Source organism: Nonomuraea fuscirosea, assembly GCF_035917475.1.
Lineage (GTDB): Bacteria > Actinomycetota > Actinomycetes > Streptosporangiales > Streptosporangiaceae > Nonomuraea > Nonomuraea fuscirosea.
Genome location: NZ_CP109074.1, coordinates 7,711,051 through 7,729,375, shown reverse-complemented (window position 1 = coordinate 7,729,375; position 18,325 = coordinate 7,711,051). Strand labels below are relative to the sequence as shown.

General features: G+C 73.0%; 17 protein-coding genes. 6 read left to right on the top strand and 11 right to left on the bottom strand.

Annotated features, from left to right (window positions below; all coding sequences use genetic code 11):
* Positions 1-4 precede the first annotated feature (4 nt).
* The 4 genes from OIE67_RS35125 to OIE67_RS35110 are packed head-to-tail and all read left to right on the top strand — an operon-like array spanning position 5 to position 5,040.
* On the top strand, positions 5-1,018 hold the full coding sequence (locus OIE67_RS35125; RefSeq protein WP_326628597.1) for a serine/threonine-protein kinase: 1,014 nt from the start codon (positions 5-7) through the stop codon (positions 1,016-1,018).
* Positions 1,015-1,500, top strand: a complete 486-nt coding sequence (locus tag OIE67_RS35120; protein WP_326628595.1) for a hypothetical protein — start codon at positions 1,015-1,017, stop codon at positions 1,498-1,500. Before OIE67_RS35125 ends, OIE67_RS35120 begins: the two co-directional genes overlap by 4 nt.
* Positions 1,493-3,961 (top strand): Hsp70 family protein, encoded by a 2,469-nt coding sequence (locus tag OIE67_RS35115; protein WP_326628593.1) that lies wholly within the window; start codon positions 1,493-1,495, stop codon positions 3,959-3,961. The genes OIE67_RS35120 and OIE67_RS35115 overlap by 8 nt, the downstream gene beginning before the upstream one ends.
* Positions 3,958-5,040, top strand: coding sequence for a hypothetical protein (locus OIE67_RS35110; RefSeq protein WP_326628592.1), 1,083 nt, complete (start codon positions 3,958-3,960; stop codon positions 5,038-5,040). Before OIE67_RS35115 ends, OIE67_RS35110 begins: the two co-directional genes overlap by 4 nt.
* Positions 5,041-5,212: 172 nt before the next feature.
* Here the strand turns inward: OIE67_RS35110 and OIE67_RS35105 are convergent, their stop codons facing one another.
* The 3 genes from OIE67_RS35105 to OIE67_RS35095 form a co-directional block, all read right to left on the bottom strand.
* Complete coding sequence (locus OIE67_RS35105; protein WP_326628591.1) at positions 5,213-5,554, bottom strand: PepSY domain-containing protein; 342 nt, start codon at positions 5,552-5,554, stop codon at positions 5,213-5,215.
* A 66-nt stretch (positions 5,555-5,620) separates the two neighbouring features.
* Positions 5,621-6,859 carry a sensor histidine kinase gene (locus OIE67_RS35100; RefSeq protein WP_326628590.1) on the bottom strand — a complete coding sequence of 413 codons (1,239 nt, stop codon included), beginning with the start codon at positions 6,857-6,859 and terminating at the stop codon, positions 5,621-5,623.
* The gene (locus OIE67_RS35095) at positions 6,856-7,533 is read right to left on the bottom strand and encodes a response regulator transcription factor (RefSeq protein WP_326628588.1); all 678 of its coding nucleotides are present in this window, start codon (positions 7,531-7,533) and stop codon (positions 6,856-6,858) included. Before OIE67_RS35095 ends, OIE67_RS35100 begins: the two co-directional genes overlap by 4 nt.
* A 92-nt stretch (positions 7,534-7,625) precedes the next feature.
* On the opposite strand from OIE67_RS35095, the gene OIE67_RS35090 reads away from it, so the two are divergent.
* A complete protein-coding gene (locus tag OIE67_RS35090) occupies positions 7,626-8,111 on the top strand; it encodes a hypothetical protein (RefSeq protein ID WP_326628586.1) in 486 nt (161 codons plus the stop codon).
* A gap of 79 nt (positions 8,112-8,190) precedes the next feature.
* On the opposite strand, the gene OIE67_RS35085 is transcribed toward OIE67_RS35090, so the two are convergent.
* From OIE67_RS35085 to aceB, 8 genes are all read right to left on the bottom strand, one after another.
* Positions 8,191-10,107 (bottom strand): zinc metalloprotease, encoded by a 1,917-nt coding sequence (locus OIE67_RS35085; protein ID WP_326628584.1) that lies wholly within the window; start codon positions 10,105-10,107, stop codon positions 8,191-8,193.
* Between the two features lie 61 nt (positions 10,108-10,168).
* Complete coding sequence (locus OIE67_RS35080; protein ID WP_326628582.1) at positions 10,169-10,381, bottom strand: DUF2277 domain-containing protein; 213 nt, start codon at positions 10,379-10,381, stop codon at positions 10,169-10,171.
* A gap of 3 nt (positions 10,382-10,384) precedes the next feature.
* The gene (locus OIE67_RS35075; RefSeq protein WP_106235390.1) at positions 10,385-11,125 is read right to left on the bottom strand and encodes an IclR family transcriptional regulator; all 741 of its coding nucleotides are present in this window, start codon (positions 11,123-11,125) and stop codon (positions 10,385-10,387) included.
* 14 nt (positions 11,126-11,139) lie between these two features.
* The gene (locus tag OIE67_RS35070; RefSeq protein WP_106235392.1) at positions 11,140-11,886 is read right to left on the bottom strand and encodes an IclR family transcriptional regulator; all 747 of its coding nucleotides are present in this window, start codon (positions 11,884-11,886) and stop codon (positions 11,140-11,142) included.
* Positions 11,883-13,091 (bottom strand): (Fe-S)-binding protein, encoded by a 1,209-nt coding sequence (locus OIE67_RS35065; protein ID WP_326628581.1) that lies wholly within the window; start codon positions 13,089-13,091, stop codon positions 11,883-11,885. The genes OIE67_RS35070 and OIE67_RS35065 overlap by 4 nt, the downstream gene beginning before the upstream one ends.
* Positions 13,092-13,137: 46 nt before the next feature.
* The gene (locus OIE67_RS35060; protein WP_326628579.1) at positions 13,138-14,343 is read right to left on the bottom strand and encodes an FAD-binding oxidoreductase; all 1,206 of its coding nucleotides are present in this window, start codon (positions 14,341-14,343) and stop codon (positions 13,138-13,140) included.
* 40 nt (positions 14,344-14,383) lie between these two features.
* A complete protein-coding gene (locus OIE67_RS35055) occupies positions 14,384-15,820 on the bottom strand; it encodes an FAD-linked oxidase C-terminal domain-containing protein (protein ID WP_326628577.1) in 1,437 nt (478 codons plus the stop codon).
* A 15-nt stretch (positions 15,821-15,835) separates the two neighbouring features.
* Positions 15,836-17,413, bottom strand: coding sequence for a malate synthase A (gene aceB / locus OIE67_RS35050; protein WP_326628575.1), 1,578 nt, complete (start codon positions 17,411-17,413; stop codon positions 15,836-15,838).
* 144 nt (positions 17,414-17,557) lie between these two features.
* Here aceB and OIE67_RS35045 point away from each other — a divergent pair, with 144 nt between their 5' ends.
* Positions 17,558-18,250 (top strand): DUF4097 family beta strand repeat-containing protein, encoded by a 693-nt coding sequence (locus OIE67_RS35045; protein ID WP_326628573.1) that lies wholly within the window; start codon positions 17,558-17,560, stop codon positions 18,248-18,250.
* Positions 18,251-18,325 lie beyond the last annotated feature (75 nt).

The following is an 18,325-nucleotide window of genomic DNA, read 5'->3' as shown; positions in this document are numbered from 1 at the left end:
GACGATGGCGCTGCTCAACAGCGGTGACCGGGTCACCGGCACTCTGGTGATCGACCGGCTGCTCGGCGAGGGCTCGTTCGCCGAGGTGCACCGCGTGCGGCACGAGCACCTGGGGCTGCAGGCGATGAAGCTGTTCAAGCGGATCGCCTCGCTGGAGGAGACGCACCGGATGCTGGACGAGGCCCGGCTGCTGTCCACGCTCGGCCACGCCAACATCGTCCGGCTCTTCGACGCCGGCACCGTGCGGACGCCGGAGGGACTGCGCGGCTTCTTCACGATGGAGTACGTCCCCGGCGGCAGCCTGGAGACCCTGACCGCCGCCTACCCGCGCGGGATCCCCACGGACCTCGTGGTGCGGGTGACGGAGCAGATGGCGGGCGGGCTCGCGCTCGCCCACGAGCAGGACCCGCCCGTCGTGCACCGCGACCTCACCCCGGCCAACGTGCTGATCGGCTACGAGGGCGGTGACGTGCGGGTGCGGGTCAGCGACTTCGGCCTGGCCAGGCGGGCCGACCCGGTCACCCGCATGGCCAGCGGGCGGGGCACGATCGTGTTCATGGCCCCCGAGGTGCTGGGCTATCTGGGTCACTCGTGCGCGAGCGACGTGTGGTCGGTCGGGGCGATCGCGTACCTGCTGCTCACCGGTTATCTGCCGTACGGGGAGGGCCTCGGCCTGTCCCGGTTCGACCGGCCGCTGCTGCCGCCCAGCAGGTACAACGACGAGGTGGATCGCGGCCTGGACGAGATCGTCATGGCCACGCTCGCGCTCGACCCGCGCGACCGTCCGGCCACGGCCGGCGAGCTCGGCGCCGCCCTGCGCGAGCGGCGCGCGTCCGTGGCGGGCCCGCCGGACGAGCGCGCCCGCCGGATCGCCGCCGAGGCGCTGCGCCTGCACCGCGTCCCCGGGCAACTGGCCCGCGCCACCGCACTCATGGAGGAAGCCGTCGAACTGTGGCCGCCCCTGCGCGAACTCCACCGGTCCCGGCTCGCGCTCTGGCGGCGGGGGGTGGTCCTGTGAACCGCCGTACGTTCCGGGAGGAGCTCGGGCAGTGGCGTCACCATCGGGCCTTCCGCATCCCGCCGCCCACCTGGGACGAACCCGTCATGGCGCAGCTCGCCGCGCTGCTCGACGCCCCGCGACCGCCGGAACCGCTGGACGAGAAGTCGCTCGCCACCGCGGCCACCCACCTGTGGCGGGCCGAGCGCAGGCTGGCCGCGCCCGGCGCGGACGCCGCCGGCCGGCAGACCGCCCGCCACCTGCGCACGACCCGCGCCGCGCTGGCCGAGGCCGGACTGGTCCTCCAGGACCACGACGGCGAGGCGTTCCACTCCGGCCGCTCCATCGAGGTCCTGCTGTTCCAGGACGACCCGTCGCTCAGCGCGGAGACGGTCCTGGAGACCGTGCGGCCCTCGATCTACCTGCGGGAGCGGCACATCCAGCTGGGCCAGGTGATCGTCGGCCGCCCCACCCGAGAGGACCTGAGGAACGGAAATGCGTGACACCATCGACTTCGGCATCGACCTCGGTACCACCAACAGCGCCATCGCCGTGGCGGACGACGACACCGTCACCGTGATCAAGAACAACGACGGCTGGGACACCACGCCCTCGGCCGTCTGGATGCCGAAGCCGGACCTCGTCCACGTCGGCCGGCGGGCAAGGGAGCGGGTGGAGAGCGACCCGGAGAACGCGGCGGCGGAGTTCAAGCTGGAGATGGGGCTGGCCGACGCGCGCACGAGCTTCGCCAGGGCCGGGGTGCGGCTGTCGCCGCCGCAGCTGTCGGCCGAGGTGCTCAAGTCGCTGCGCGCCGACGCGGCCCACCACACGGGCACCCCGCCGGACGCCGCCGTGATCACCGTGCCGGCCGCGTTCACGCTGAACCAGAACAAGGCCACCACCGACGCCGCCCTGCTGGCCGGCTTCACCACGGCCTGCCCGCTGGTGCAGGAGCCGACCGCGGCGGCGTTCGCGTACGGGTTCGACGACGCCGACGAGCGGGCGTACTGGATGGTGTTCGACTTCGGCGGCGGCACCTTCGACGCTGCGGTGGTCAGCAAGCGTGACGGGGACCTGCGGGTGCTCGACCACTCGGGGGACCCGTACCTGGGCGGCAAGCTGATCGACTGGGCGTTGGTCGAGCGGATCCTGGCCCCGGCCGCCGCCCGCGAGCTCGGGCTGGAGGAGTTTCGCCGGGACAACCCCAGATGGCGCTACAACTTCGCCAAGCTGAAGGCCGCCGCCGAGGAGGCGAAGATCCTGCTGTCCAGGATGGACCAGGCGGACCTCCTCGTCGACCTGACGGGCGCGGACGGCGGCACCGAGACCTTCGAGTACGCGCTGCGCCGCGGCGAGTTCGACGCGACCGCCGAGCCGTTCTACGAGCGGGCGATCAACCTGTGCCGCAGGGCGCTCAAGGAGGCCGCGCTGGGCCCGGCCGACATCGACCGGCTGCTGCTGGTCGGCGGCGTCACCCTGTCGCCGGGGCTGCGGGAGCGGCTCGCCGACCCGCGGCACGGCCTGGGCATCGAGCTCGACGTGAGCCTCGACCCCACGACCGTGGTCGCCCGCGGCGCGGCCGTCTTCGCCGCCACCCTGCGCCGGCCGCGGACGCAGACCAGGGTCGAGGGCGAGTTCGCGGTCGATCTGGCGTACGAGCCCATCGTCACCACGACCAGGCCCACCGTCGCCGGCCGGGTGAGCGGGCCGGCCACCGGCTGGGGCGGCCACTCGGTCACGCTGAGCAACCCCGAGGGGCGCCCGCCGTTCACCACTGGCAGGATCCCGCTCAGCGACACCGGCCACTTCGTCACCGAGGTGGACATCGACAAGGGGCGCACCTCCCGCTTCCGCGTCGAGCTGATCGACGACCGGGGCGCGCCCCTGCCGCTCACGCCGGACACGCTGTCGATCAAGCACGGCGAGGTCGAGTTCGGCGGGGTGCGGCTGGCGCACTCGCTCGGCATCCAGCTCGCCGATCGGGCCTTCGCGCCGATGTTGCGCAAGGGCGTCACGCTGCCGACGTCCGTACGCGAGGTGTTCCACACCGCCGCCGCGCTGCGCCGCTCCGACGCCGACGCGGTCATCCGCATCCCCGTGCTGCAGGGCGAGCGCAGCAGGGGCGAGCGCAACCGCGTGGTCGGCCAGCTGGAGATCCGGCCCAGGGACGTCACGATCGACCTGCCGCCGGGGACGGAGGTGGAGGTCACCTTCGAGGTCGACGCCTCCAGCCTGGTCACGGTGGTGGCGGACGTGCCGCTGGTGCAGACCCAGTTCGAGGGCGAGATCAACCTGAGCGACGTACGCATACCGGACGCGGAGGTGCTGGAGACGCTGCTCGCCGAGACCGAGCGGCGCCTGGACACGCTGCGCGGGACCGCCTCGTCGGGAGGCTCGTCCGACGTCGCCGGCCGGCTGGCCAGGATCGAGGCGGAGGGCACCGTCACGACCGCCCGCGAGCAGGTGCGCGCGGCCCGGGTCGACGTCGGCGCGGCGGCCACGGCGGAGGAGCGGCTGCGCGAGCTGCAGGCGGAGCTGGACGACGTCGAGGACGCCGCGCTGCTGCCCGCGCTCGCTGAGGAGCTGGAGGGGCTGCTGGACGAGGCGGACCGGCTCGTGGACGTGCTCGGCGACCCCGCCGACCGCGCGGAGCTGGCCGGGCTGCGCGGGCGCTCGCGCGAGGCGATCAGAGCGCGGGACATCGCGGCCGTACGCGCCCAGATCGACCGGGCCGGGCGGCTGCTGATGGAGCTGGAGCGGCGTAGCCCGGACTGGCCGGTCACCCTGTTCCAGGGACTGCGGGAGATGCTGGAGCCCTCTGGAGGGGCCCAGGCGCTGATCCAGGAGGGCGAGCGGGCCATCGCCGCCGGCGACCGGCCCGGGCTCGACGGGGTGAACCAGCGGATGATCCGCATGCTGCCGAAGGGCGAACAGGACAAGATCATCGGCCTGGTCAGGCGATGAGCGAGGCCCTGCGCACCCACCTGACCCTCGACCGTGCCCGCGCCGCCGCCCGCACCGGCGACCTGGACACCGCCCTCCGCCTGCTGGACAAGCTGGACCCGACGGCCGCCGACTCCCCGGACCAGACGGGGACGGGGACGGGTGCCGCGGCGGATCCGGCGGCGGATCCGGCATCGCCTTCGGCGCCGGATTCTGCGCCGGCTTCTGCGTCGGGCGCCGCGTCGAGCGCTGTGGCGGTGCTGGATCTGCGGGCTCGGGTGCACGCGCAGCGTGGGGAGCTGGCCGAGGCGGATCGGTGCTGGGCCGCCGTGCAGGAGTTGTCGCCCGGCGACGCGGCGGCGGCCGAGGGGCGGCGCACGATCGCGCGGATCACCGCGGGTCGCCGCCGGATGCGGCCGCTCGTCCGTCCGGGCCGGGCCGTGCCGGCCGCCGCGGCGGTGACGGTCGTGGTGCTGGCCGGCGGTGCTGTGGTGGCGCTGGGAGCGGCTGGGCGGGGCGCGGGGGCGCCCGCCTCGCCGGTACGGGCCGACGCCCTGGCCGGCCGGGTGGCGGCCCTGGAGGCCGCCCTTGAGACCGAACGCACGGCGCTGGGGAGGGAACGCGCGGCGGTCGAGCGGGAGCGGGCGGAACTGGCCGCCGCCGAGGAGCGCCGCGCCGCCGCCACAGACCGCCTCGACGCGGGGCTCGCCGCCATCGCCGGACGGCTCTCCATGCCGGGCGTCACGGTACGGCGCCGCTCCCAGGACGTGTACGTGCGCTTCGACACGGGCCTGTTCCCGCGCAGCGCGGACGTCAGCCCCCGAGGCAGGGCTCTGCTGCGCGGGCTGGGCCGCAGGATGACGGGCATGGACGTGCGGATCACGGTCGTGGGCCACGCGCTGCCGGTGCCCGGCGGCCGGACGCGCGGCGGCTCGGTGGTCGCCCTGGGCCGCGCCCTGGTGGCGGCCCGCCACCTGGCGGAGGGCGGCGGCCTGCCGCGCACGTCGTTCACGCTCGTCAGTGCCGGCCAGTCGGACAACCCGTACCGGCAGCCCCCGAGAAACCGCACGGTCACCCTGCGGATCACGCCCCAGAGCTGACACGGGCCGGGCACGGGGGCTCCGGCCCGTCATGAGGCGGATCGGGCATGAGGATGCCCGGCCCACGACGAAGCGGGCCGGGCATGAGGACGCCGGCCCGCGATGACTCGGGCCGGGCATGAGGACGCCGGCCCACCTGGAGGCGGGCCGGCGTGGCCGGGGGGAAGAGGGATCAGTCGTCGTCGTCACCGTCGTGGTCGTCGTCCCGGTCGTTCCTGTCGATCTCGTTCTTGACGACCTTGCCCGAGGCCGCGTCCACCTTCACCTCGTGACGCTGCGAGCCCTTGGTCAGCTCCAGCTCCCAGACGTCCGCCCGGGTGCCCCGGCTGTCGAAGTCGAGCTCGCTGACCCACGCGCCGGGCACGGTCTTGTGCGCGATCTCGATGGCCTGCTCGGCCGTGACCTTGGGGGCGGCGGGGGCGGCGGACGTGGTGGCCGCGTAGGCGGCGCCACCGCCACCGATCAGCGCGACGACTCCGGCACCTGCGACGATGAACTTCTTCGTGATCTGCATGACTCCACGAAACCGCGAAGCCCGGTAACCGCGCGCTAAACGGCGGTTAAGGCGAGGAGAAGGCGTTCAGGGGCGGGAGAGGAGCACCTCGACGCGGGCTCCGCCGTCCGCGGACCGGGAGACGGTCAGGCCGCCGCCGGACGACTCCGCGCTGCGCCGGGCGATGTCCAGCCCCAGCCCGGTCGAGCCGCCCCCGCTGTTCCCCCGTTCGAGCAGCGCGGGCTCGAACCCGGGGCCCGCGTCCTCCACGCTCAGCAGGGCTCCGGTGGGGTGCGGCCGGAGCCGTACCGCCATGGAGACGCCCTCAGGGGTGTGCGCGAAGACGTTGCCGAGCAGCGCGTCCACCGACGCGGCCAGCTCCTCGGCCCCCACCGCGACCGGCAGCGGGCCGTCGGGCAGCGTCACCGTCACCTCCCGCCCCTGGTCCTCGGCCAGTACCGACCAGAACCGCACCCGCTCGCGCACCACCGCCGCCGCGTCGCACGACTCGCGGCCCGCCGAGCGGTGCCGCGCCTCCGTGATGACCGAGCTCACCGCCCGCTCCAGCGCGTCCACCCTGGCCTGGACGCGCGCCGCCTCCTCCGGGTCACGCAGCGACTCCGCGTCCAGCCGCAGGCCCGTCAGCGGGGTGCGCAGCCGGTGCGACAGGTCGGCGACGGACTCCCGCTCGGCGACCAGGAGCTCGTCGATGCGCGCGGCCAGGTGGTTGAGCGCCAGCGCCACCGAACGCACCTCCGGTGGCCCGCCCGGCTCGGCCCTGGCGCTCAGGTCGCCCCCGGCCAGCCGGTGCGAGACCCGGGCCAGTCCGTCCACGGGCCGCGTCACGGCCAGCGCCAGCCGGTCGGCCAGCGCGATGCCCAGCACCACCAGCCCGAGCCCGAGCAGCAGCAGCGCCAGCCACGCCTCGCGCACGCCGCGCATCACCTCGGCGTCCGCCACGAACACCCTGATCACGGCCGTCCCCTCGGGCGACTGCGCCGAGACCAGCACCTCCCTGCCTCCGGGGGCCTCGGCGGTGACGCTGCGGCCCGTCGCGGCCAGGCGTACCGCGTCGGAGCGCGCGGCCTGGGCCCCGATGAGGCCCCCGCCGGGCAGGAACACCGTGACCGGCCGCGACACCTGCTCCACCGCCACGGCCAGCTCGTCCGTGCCCACCGCGACCGCCACGGACTCGGCGGCGGTCGTGGCCCGGCTCATCGCGCCGTTCTCGGCCACGGCGCGGATCAGCAGCGCCATCGGCACCAGCAACGCGATCAGCACCAGGGACGTCGTCGCCGCGACGAGCAGCGCCAGCCAGCGCCTCACGACGGCTCGACCAGCTTGACGCCGACGCCGCGCACCGTGTGCAGGTAATGCGGCTCGGCGGCCGTCTCGCCGAGCTTCCTGCGCAGCCACGACAGGTGCACGTCCACCGTCTTGTCCGCCCCGCCGTAGGGCAGCTGCCACACCTCGGTCAGCAGCTCCCGCTTGGTGACCACCTCGCCGGGGCGGGCCGCGAGATAGTGCAGCACGTCGAACTCGCGCGGCGTCAGGTCCAGCGCCGCGCCGTCGAGCGTGGCCGTACGCGCCCGCGGATCGACCCGCAGCGTCCCCACCGCCAGCGGCTCCGGCACCGACTCGCCCGAGCGCCGCAGCACGGCACGTACGCGGGCGTCGAGCTGCGCCGCGCTGTACGGCTTGACCACGTAGTCGTCGGCCCCCGCGTCCAGCACGGGCACCATCTCGGCGTCCCCGTCGCGGGCGGTGGCCACGATGACCGGCACCTTGCTGACCGCCCGCAACATCCGCAGCAGCTCCACCCCGTCCAGGTCGGGCAGCCCCAGGTCGAGCACGATCAGGTCGGGCCGGTCCTGTACGGCCAGCCGCAGCCCGTCGAGCGCCGTGGGGGAGGAGGAGACGGCATGGCCGAGCTCCCGCAGCCCGCGGCTGAGCGCCGTCCGGATCGCCGCATCGTCCTCGATGAGCAGAATGTCAGCCATAGCAAGAACGTAGACGCTTTCCCGCCCTGCATTGAGCAGCCTTAGGGCCGCCTTAACCTGGCCTTAGCCGTACATGGGGGAATGTGATGGCGATGAAGAGACTCGTCGTGGCCTGGGCCGCCACCGCGCTCGCCGCCACCGGCGCCGCCGTGGCGGTCATCGGCCTGCTCGGCAACGGCATCACCGGCACCGACGGCCACGTTCTCAACGCCGGGGAGGTACGCTCGGCGCTGGCCACCGCCGCCACCCGCACCCCTGCCGCGACCGGCGCCCCCACCGGCAGTCCCACCGGCAGTCCCACCGGCAGCCCGACCAGCACCGGCGCACCGCCGAGCGCGACGCCGTCGCGGACGCCCAGGGACAAGCTGATCCGCAGCGCCGGCGGGACGGTGATCGCCTCCTGCGACGGCGGCCTGGTGACGCTGCGCTCGTGGAGCCCGGCTCAGGACTACTCGGTGGACAGCGTGGACGCGGGGCCGGCCCGGGAGGCCAAGGTGGAGTTCGAGCCGGACGAGGGCGAGGACGTCGAGCTGACGATCGTCTGCTCGGGCGGCTCGCCCGTCGTCCGCTCCCGGTGACGGTGCGGCGGGAGGTCAGGAAAGCCGGGCGTCAGGAGTCCTGGGCGTCAGGAGACTGCGGCGGCAGGAGATTTTGGCCTTAGGAGACTTCGGCGGCGAGTGCCGTCTTCGTCAGCTCGGCCTGGCGCCGGATCTGACCCATGACGATCTCGTTGACCCCCTTGGCCTCGAACGTGGCGACCATCCGGTCCATCACCGCGTTCGCCCGGCCGAGGTCGCCCTGCCGCGCCTCGGCCCTGGCCAGCCGGCGCATGACCAGGTTGAGGGTGATGTTGTCGATGCCGGGGTCGCGGGCCACGGCGCTGAGGTGCTCGATGCCCTGTTTGGGATTGGGCAGCCGCACCCGCAGCCGGTTGCCCGGCGTCAGCTCCTTGAACTCCCGTTCCGCGTTCAGCCCCTTGACCATCCGGGCGTAGACGGCCAGCGGATGCTCGCCGTGCCGGCCGATGACCTCGTCCAGCGCCTGGTTGCCCGCGCTCAGCCGGGGCGAGTCCGAGCCGAGCAGCGAGAACAGCATGCCCTGCTCCTCGCCCAGCATCAGCTCGGCCACCTGGTGGTCGTCGCGGGAGACGGGGAAACGCACCTTGACCGGGCAGACGGCGGAGACGATGCGGGAGCCGTCGGCGGCGATGTACTGGGCCCGCACCTGGTACTCGCCGGGCTGCTGGAAGTAGTGGCCGTCGCGGCCGTGCCCGATGTACGCGCTGCGATAGAGGGCCGGATTGCCGTCGTCCAGCCGGATCCGCGGTGAGGTGTCCACGCAGTGCCGCATCATCGGCCGGTACAGCAGCGTCCTGCCGCCCGGCTGCGTGATCGACACCTGGGTGAACTCGGTGTCCGGATGCAGATGGCCGTGCGTGGCGCGCGGCCCGGACGTGCGGGAGAGCTTGAACTCCACCACGACGGGCTCGCCGAGCTCGAACGAGTCCTTGGCGCGCACCTCCAGCCGCAGCCCCGAGTGGTCCTCCACCGGCGGCTCGAAGGGGGCGATCTCGGCGGCGCCCTTGCCGAAGGCGTCCGCGCCCATGGCCACGTTCCGGTAGAAGCCGTGGCGCAGGTGGACCAGCTCGGCGTCGGTGAACTGGAACGGGAAGGCGGCCCAGTAGCCCTCCTCGCCGCCCTGGGAGTAGTGCTGGACGTAGTTCATCCACGACAGGTCGCCGAAGCCGCCGTCGGGGCCGAGCGGCTGGGGCGGGTTCGCCAGGTTCTTCTGCCAGGAGTGCAGCAGGTTGAAGGCGTGGCCGAGCTCGTGCACGTACGTGCGTAACTGCGCCCGCCGCGCCTGCGGCGTCGCGCCCATGATCGCGTCGTGGAAGACCGCGGCGCCCTGCCGCTGGTGCGCGTCGTTGTAGTCGAACATGATGCCCCGGTAGCCGCCCACGTGCTTGCTCGCCACCAGCAGCCACACCCGCCAGGCGGGCTGGTCGGCGAACGCGCTGAAATGCCGGGTCATCGCGTGGTGCAGCTCGGCGTCGTCCCAGGCCAGGTCCGCGCCCGAGCCGGTCACCGGGATCACCTCCGGCTCGTTCAGCCGCAGCTCGACGCCCGCCTCCGCGTACGCCGCCGGCACGGTCAGCTCCCGGTCGGGCGACCCGGCCGGCCCCGGCAGCGAGCCGGTCCGGTACGCCGTGAACGGCTCGGCGCCGACCACGGAGTCCACTTCGAGCACCACGCTGCGGAAGAACGGCGAGGCGAACGCCACCTCGTAGGTACGCCCCGCGACGGCGGCCGTCCCGCCCCCGTCGCCGATCGTCACGCGCACGTCCCGGTCCGGGGTGTCCGCGCTGAACGCGGCCCGTCCCTCGATCAGGGTCCGGTCACCGTCGCCCCGCACGGCAGGGGCGTCGGCCACGAACGAGCCGGCGTACGAGGTGGTCGCGCCCGCGACCGTGAACAGGTCGCCGCTCACCCGCCCCGTGGGCCTGGGCCCGTCCACGTCGACGCGGAGCGCCAGCCGCGAGTCGCCGTCCTGTCCCTGGTACAGCCCGCTGATCATGGGAGCTCCTGGGGATCGCCTGAGGTCATACCGGGGACACTTCTCCCGCGGGACGACCCTGTCAACGACTCCCGCGAACTTGGAGCGCCCCGAGCAGCTCCTCCGAGGCCCTGGTGATCGTCTCGACCGCCCGGTCGAAGGCCTCGGCGTTGTGCGCGGCCGGCGCGCGGAAGCCGGAGATCTTCCTGACGTACTGCAGCGCGGCGGCCCGTACGTCCTCCTCGGTCACGTCCTCGGTGTACGGCGGCCGGAGGGTTTTGATGCTTCTACACATGCCCTAACCGTAATGGCCGATGCGCTGGCTTATCTCCCTCGCGCCCTCGGCGAGCAGCGCGCCCACGTCCGGCAGCCGTTCCCTGGTCAGCCGGTAGGAGGGCCCGGAGGCGCTGACCGCGGCCACCACGGAGCCGTCGGCGCCCCTGATCGGCGCCGCCACCGCGTTCAGTCCCACCTCCAGCTCCTCCACGGCGCTGGCCCAGCCCTGATCCCTGATCTCCTCCAGCCCCAGCTCGGCGGGGGAGGTGATGGTGCGGGGCGTGTAGCGTTCCAGCTCGGCCGGCAGCCGCAGCGCGCCGAAGGCCAGCAGCACCTTGCCGCTGGAGGTGGCGTGGGAGGGGGTGCGCTGGCCGACCCAGTTGTGGCCGCTGATGGCGGCGGGGCCGCGTACCTGGCTGATGTTGACCGTGTCGCCGGCCCGCGCGACCGCGATGTTGACGGTCTCGCCGACCGCCTCCGCCAGCCGCAGGCACACCGGTCTGCTCTCGCGGGCCAGGTCGAGCTGGGCGGTGGCCGCGCCGGCCAGCCGGACGACGCCGAAGCCGAGCCGGTAGCGCCCGCGGTCGCCGCTCTGCTCCACGAGCCCGCCGTGCTCAAGGGCCGCGAGCAGCCGGGAGGCGGTGGATTTGTGCACGTCGAGCTCCTGTGCGACGTCCGTGACTCGGGTGGCGCCGTCGCGGGCCAGGATCTCCAGGATCGCGATGGCACGGTCGACCGACTGAACCGACGTGCTGTTGCCCATGGCGCAACGATAGTTCAGTTACGGACGGGACTGAGCTCGTCACCGAAATCGAGGGCGATCTTGCGCAGTCCTTCTGCCAGCTCGTCGCGGTCGAGAGCGTCGATCCGCCCGGCCGGCCCCGAGACCGACATCGCGGCCACCACGCGCTCGCCGTCCAGCACGGGCACGGCCAGGCAGTGCACGTCGAGCTCCTCCTCGCCCAGGTCCATGGCGTAGCCGCGGTCCTTGACCGCGCCCAGCTCGGCCAGCATGGCGGGCAGGTCGGTGATCGTGTTGGGGGTGCGGCGCGGCATGCCGGTGCGCTCGAACACGGCCACCGCCTCGGCGGCGGGGCGCCCGGCGAGCAGCACCTTGCCCACCGCCGTGCTGTGCGGCAGCACCCGCCGCCCGACCTCGGCGAACATGCGCAGCCTGCGCGGCGAGGGCACCTGCGCCACGTAGACGATGAAGTCGCCTTCGAGCACGGCCAGGTTCGCCGTCTCGCCGGACAGCTCCACCATCTTGGCCAGGTACGGCTGCGCCCACACGCCGACCATGCTCTCCGCGATGCCGCCCAGCCGCACCAGCCCGCCGCCCAGCGCGTAACGCCGGTCGGACTCCTGACGCACGTAACCGCGGGCGAGCAGCGTGCGCAGCAGCCGGTGGATGGTCCCGTACGGAAGCCCGGTCCTGGCGGCGATCTCCGACAGCGCCGCCTCACCCCCGTGCTCGGCCAGGGCCTCCAGCACGTCGAGCGCCCGCTCGACCGACTGGACGCTCACAGGCTCACCCCGCGCAGCGAGGCGTCCAGCACCTCGGCCGTGTGCGCCACCCGGATCTCCGCGCCGCCGCGCCGCATCGCCGCCGCGATCTGCATCGTGCAGCCGGGGTTGGCCGAGACCAGCAGCTCCGCGCCGGTCGTCCCGACCGCCTTGGCCTTCCTGTCGCCGAGGTCGCGCGCGGCCTGCGGCTGCAGCAGGTTGTACGTCCCCGCGGACCCGCAGCAGATGGCCGACTCGGGGATCTCGCGCAGCTCCAGCTCGGGGATCGCGCCCAGCAGCTCGCGCGGCTGCGAGCGCACGCCCTGGGCGTGGGCCAGGTGGCAGGCGTCGTGGTAGGCGACCGTGACGGGCAGCGGATGCCGCTTGGCCACGGGACCCAGCTCGGCCAGGTATTCCGACAGGTCCAGCACCCGGAACCCCGGCTCGCGCCCGAGCAGCTCGGCGTACTCCTTCATCGACGAACCGCAGCCGGCCGCGTTCACCACGACGGTGTCGACGCCGGCCCGCTCGAACACCCGCACCGTCCTGCTCGCCAGCCGTCTGGCCTGGCCGTCGAGCCCCGAGTGCACGCTGAGCGCGCCGCAGCAGCCCTGGCCGCGCGGGATGACCACGTCGCAGCCCTCCAGCGACAGCACCCGTGCGGTGGCCGCGTTGACCTGCGGGAAGAACTCGCCCTGCACGCAGCCGGTGAGCATCCCGACCACGGCCCTGCGCTCGCCCCTGGCCCGCACCACGCGCGGCAGGCGCTGGCGGTGCTCCACGCGCGGCGCGAGCGCGGCCATGGCGCCCAGGCTGGGATTCGCCCGGCCGAGGAAGGGCGCCATCCGCTCCGCCAGCCACATCCCCGGCCGCAGCAGCCGCAGCCTGCGCGGGTAGGGGAACAGGCTGAACACCAGGCCGCGCACGGCCCGCTCGCGCGGCTCGCGTACGTGCTGCCGCTCCACCTCGACCCTGGTCTGCTCGATCAGCCGGTCGTAGCGCACGCCCGAGGGACAGGCCGTCACGCACGCCATGCAGCCGAGGCAGGCGTCGAAGTGCCCGGCCATCTCCGGCGTCATGGGCGTGCCCTCGACGTGCTGCTTCATTAGATGGATCCGGCCGCGCGGCGAGTCCATCTCCTCGCCCCACAGCGCGTACGTGGGGCACGTCGGCAGGCAGAACCCGCAGTGCACGCAGTCGTTGATCAGCTCGGGATCCAAGCTCATGGCCGCACTCCCTTCCCCCTCGCGCCGGCTTCGCCGTCTCGGCCCATCAGATGCCTCCCACGAACCGGCCCGGAGACATCCTGCGCCCGGGATCGAAGCGTTCCTTGACCCGCCGCATCAGCGGCAGCCCGCTCACGTGCCCCCACCGGTCCACGCCCTGGCAGGGCGCCGCGAGCACGCTCACCCGCCCGCCGGCCGCCTCCACCTTCTCGCGCAGCCCCGACACCGTCGCGGCCAGCTCGTCCTCGTCCAGCTCGCGCCCCGGCTCCAGCAGCACCCGCCCGGCGACGGGGGAGCCGCGCAGCGACAGCCCGCACCCGGCCGCCGCGTCCAGCACGGCCGCCGTGCCGGAAGCCGGGAACCGTACCTCCACCAGCACGTCGTCACCGAAGACCTGCCCCCACCACGAAGGCGGCTCGCCGCTCACCTCGGCCGGGCCGATCAGCTCGCGCAGCGTCTCGGCCCTGGTCTGCGCCGCCGTGCCCTCGACCAGCGCGGCCAGGGTGAGCGGCCCCGCCGGGTCCGGCCGGTCCACCTCCACCGCGCTGGGCTCGGCCTGGGAGGCGGCCAGCGCCGCGGCGACCGCGGGGACCCGGGCGCCGCCCAGCTCGGCGACCACCCAGCGGCGCTCGGGGGGCATCGGGTGCAGGCGGAACGTGGCCTCGGCGATGACGCCGAGGGTGCCGTACGAGCCGGTGAAGAGCTTGCCCAGGTCGTAGCCCGCGACGTTCTTGACCACCTTGCCGCCGGATCTGGCCACGGTGCCGTCGGGGAGCACCACCGTGATGCCGATGAGCAGGTCGCGGGCGGTGCCGTAGCGGAACGCGCGCGGCCCGGGCAGCGGGGCGGCCAGCGTGCCGCCCACCGTCGCGTCCTCGCCGAACGGCACGTCCAGGGCCAGCTCCTGCCCCTCGCCGGCGAGGGCCGCGGACAGGGCCGCCATCGTCACCCCGGCCTGGGCGCGGACGACCAGGTCGCCGGCGGCGTGCTCCAGCACCTCGTTCATGCAGCACAGGTCGAGCAGGACGTCGCAGCGCTCGGGCGGCGGGGCCCAGTGCAGCTTCGTGCCGCCGCCCGCGGGTACCACCGCGAGGTCGCGTTCGGCGCAGGCGCGCAGGACGGCGGCGATCTCCTCGACGGTCTCGGGCAGCGCGACCCAGCGCGGCCGCACCCCGCACACGGCGTCGTCGTCGCCCGCCTGCCTGGTCGTCACCTCGCCGAACACGCCCGCCTCCTCAAGACCGCCGGTCACCACTGCCCGCTCACCCTCGACCCGCTCATGGACGACCCGTTCAAAACTGATCGGCCTTCCCCGACTCGACCAGCGGATGCACGCCCTTGCGCACGCCCGGCACCTCGCCGCACAACCTCGGGGTGGGGAACACCTTGCCCGGGTTCGCCAGGCCCTGAGGGTCGAACGCGCACCGGACGAGCTGCATCGTGTCCAGGTCGTCCGCGCTGAACATCTTCGGCATATATCGGGATTTGTCGACGCCGACGCCGTGCTCGCCCGTGATGGAGCCGCCGTGCTCGATGCACAGGTCCAGGATCGCGCCGGAGACCACCTCGGCCCGCTCGCCCGCCCCCGGATCCCCGTCGTCGAACAGCACCAGCGGATGCAGGTTGCCGTCGCCCGCGTGGAAGACGTTGGCCACCTTGATGTGGTGCTCCTCGGACAGCCGGTCGATGGCGGCCAGCACGGCGGGCAGGGACGTGCGCGGCACCACGCCGTCCTGGACGATGTAGGCCGGGCTGATCCGCCCGACCGCGGCGAACGCCGACTTGCGCCCCTTCCAGATCGCCGCCCGCTCGGCCGGATCGGCCGCCACCCGCAGCTCGAACGCCGCCGAGCAGATCTCCTCCAGCTGCGCGAACTGCCGCTCCACCTCGGCGGCGGGCCCGTCCAGCTCGACGATCAGCACGGCGCCCGCGCCCTCGGGGTAGGAGCAGGCCACCGCCGCCTCGGCCGCCTCGATGGCCAGCGCGTCCATCATCTCGATCGCGGCCGGCACGATGCCCGCCCCGATGATCGCCGAGACGGCCTGTCCGCCCTGCTCGATGCTCTCGAACGCGGCCAGTACCGTGGTCACGGCCTCGGGCGCGCGGCAGAGCCGTACCGTGATCTTGGTGGCGATGCCCAGCGTGCCCTCCGAGCCGATGAACGCGCCCAGCAGGTCGTAACCGGGGTCCATGCGGTCGAGCGTGACCAGGTCGCCGTCCGGGGTGACGATCTCGCACGCCTCGACGTGGTTGACGGTGAAGCCGTACTTGAGGCAGTGGGCGCCGCCCGAGTTCTCCGCCACGTTGCCGCCGATCGAGCAGATCTGCTGGCTGGAGGGGTCGGGCGCGTAGTAGTAGCCGCGGTCGCGCACGGCCTCGGTGATCGCCAGGTTGGTGACGCCCGGCTCCACGACGGCCCTGCGGTCGGCGAGGTCGATCTCCAGGATCGCGCGCATCCTGGAGGTGACGATCAGCACGCCGTCCTCGCGGGGGAGCGCGCCGCCCGACAGGCCCGTGCCCGAGCCTCTGGCCACGAACGGCACGCCGAAGTCGTTGCAGAGCCGCACCACCCGGGCGACCTGCTCGGCCGTGTCGGGAAGCACGACCACGCCGGGGGTCGCCCGGTGATAGGTGAGGCCGTCGCACTCGTAGGTGCGCAGGCGTACCGGATCGGTGATCACCGAGTCGTGAGGCAGCAGCGAGCGAAGAGCCGCTATGAGGGTGTCCATCACCGATCCCCCTTCTTATGGCATTTGAGCATAGGCCGGAAGCGTAAGGAACTCCGCGAAGTCGTCGTCCAGCGCCACTTCCTTGAACAGCTCGGTCGCCTGCCCGAACAGCTTCTCGTCGTAGCCGGGCTCCTGCGCGATCTTCGCCAGCTCCTCCGAGATGATCCGCTCGACCAGCTCCTTGGTCACCTGCGCGCCCGTGTCGGCCAGCGTGATGTCGTTGTGGATCCACTGCCAGATCTGCGAGCGCGAGATCTCGGCCGTGGCCGCGTCCTCCATGAGGTTGTGGATGGCCGCCGCGCCCAGCCCGCCCATCCAGGCGGCCAGGTAGCGCAGCGCCACGTCCACGTTGTTGCGCAGCCCCGCCTCGGTGATCTCGCCCGGCGTCTCGGAGACGGCCAGCAGCTCGGCCGCCGACACGCTGACGTCCTCGCGCAGCCGGTCGAGCTGGTTGGGCCGCGAGCCGAGCACACCGTCGAACACCTCACGGCAGACCGGCACCAGGTCGGGGTGCGCGACCCACGACCCGTCGAACCCGTCGTTGGACTCGCGCGTCTTGTCCGCCCGCACCTTCTCCAGCGCGACCGCGTTGACCTCGGGGTCCCGGCGCGAGGGGATGAACGCCGCCATCCCGCCGATCGCGTGCGCGCCGCGCTTGTGGCAGGTACGCACGAGCAGCTCGGTGTACGCGCGCATGAACGGCGCCGTCATCGTCACCGCGTTCCGCTCGGGCAGCAGGAACTCGCGCCCCCTGGTGCGGAACTTCTTGATCACACTGAACAGGTAGTCCCAGCGGCCCGCGTTGAGCCCGGCCGAGTGGTCGCGCAGCTCGTAGAGGATCTCCTCCATCTCGAACGCCGCCGGATACGTCTCGATGAGCACGGTCGCCCTGATCGTGCCGTACGGGATGCCGAGCAGCTCCTGGGCCCTGGTGAACACGTCGTTCCAGAGCCGGGCCTCCAGATGCGACTCGATCTTCGGCAGGTAGAAGTACGGCCCCCTGCCCTTGTCGATCTGCCGCTGGGCGCAGTGGAAGAAGTAGAGCGCGAAGTCGAACAGCGACCCCGCCACCGGCTGCCCGTCCACCTGGGCGTGCTTCTCGTCGAGGTGCCAGCCGCGCGGGCGGACCACGACCGTGGCCAGCTCGGCGTCGGGCCGCAGCGTGTAGGACTTGCCGCCGGTCTCGAAGTCGATCGTGCGGTCGAGCGCGTCGCGCAGGTTGAGGTGGCCGGCCACGCAGTTCTCCCAGAGCGGGGAGTTGGCGTCCTCGAAGTCGGCCAGCCACACCTTCGCGCCGGAGTTGAGTGCGTTGACGGTCATCTTCTTGTCGACCGGGCCGGTGATCTCGACCCGGCGGTCCTCCAGGCCGGGCGCGGGGGCGGCGACCTGCCAGTCGGCCTCCCTGACCTCCTTGGTCTCCGGCAGGAAGTCGAGCATGCCGCCCGCCGACAGCTCCGCCTGGCGGGCCTGGCGGGCGTCGAGCAGCTCCAGCCGCCTCGCGCCGAACTCCCGCTGGAGAGCCGCCACGAAGGCGAGCGCCTCCGGCGTGAGGATCTCGTCGAACCGGTCGAGCATCGGGCCGGTGATCTCCATCAGGACGCCTTTCCGCTGTGTGGAAAATTGATTCTGGATTGTGGAATTGAAATTACTCCCCTGGTGCCCGGGGGTCAAAGGTTGGGGTTCCCCCGGGGTGATCCCCGATGTGTGTCCGGGCCGCACACGTCAGGATTCGGGACTATGAAGACGATGGCGATCGCGGGCGGCCTGCTGGCCTCCGCCCTCTTGATGACGGGCTGCGGACTCGGGAGCCTGGGCGGTCCCAGCAACGAGGACACGGCCTCGTACGAGGTGAAGGACAAGGTCTCCACGCTCCGGCTGGACAGCGACGCGGGCGACGCCGTGATCACCGAGACCGACGGCGCGAGCGTGCGCGTGGTCGAGAAGCTGCGCTGGCGTGGCGACGACAAGCCCGTCCCCGAGCACAAGGTCGAGGGCGGCTCGCTGTTCCTCACCTACGAGTGCCCGTCGAACTGGGGGAGTTGCAGCGTCGACTACAAGATCGAGATCCCCAAGGGGTTGCCCGTCGACCTGGAGAGCGGCTCGGGCACCCTCACGCTCAGGGCGCTGACCGGCCCGATCGACCTGCGGGTCGGCTCCGGCGACGTGGACGCGGCCGACCTCGGCGGCAAGAAGGTGCTGGCCAAGGCCGGCTCGGGCAACATCGAGCTGAAGTACGTCTCCGCCCCCGACAACGTGGAGCTGGAGGTCGGGTCGGGCGACATCACGCTCAACGTCCCCGACGGCGCCTACGACGTGAAGAGCGACGTGGGCTCGGGCGACAAGAACGTCTCGATCAAGAGCGACAGCTCCTCGCCGCGGAAGATCTCGCTGAAGTCGGGTTCGGGCGACATCACCGTCGCGGCCCCTTGACGGGGCCGGGACGCGCCTGGATAACCAGGTGATTGCGCCGCGGGTGTCATGCCACCATCGTGGGAAGACATCGGG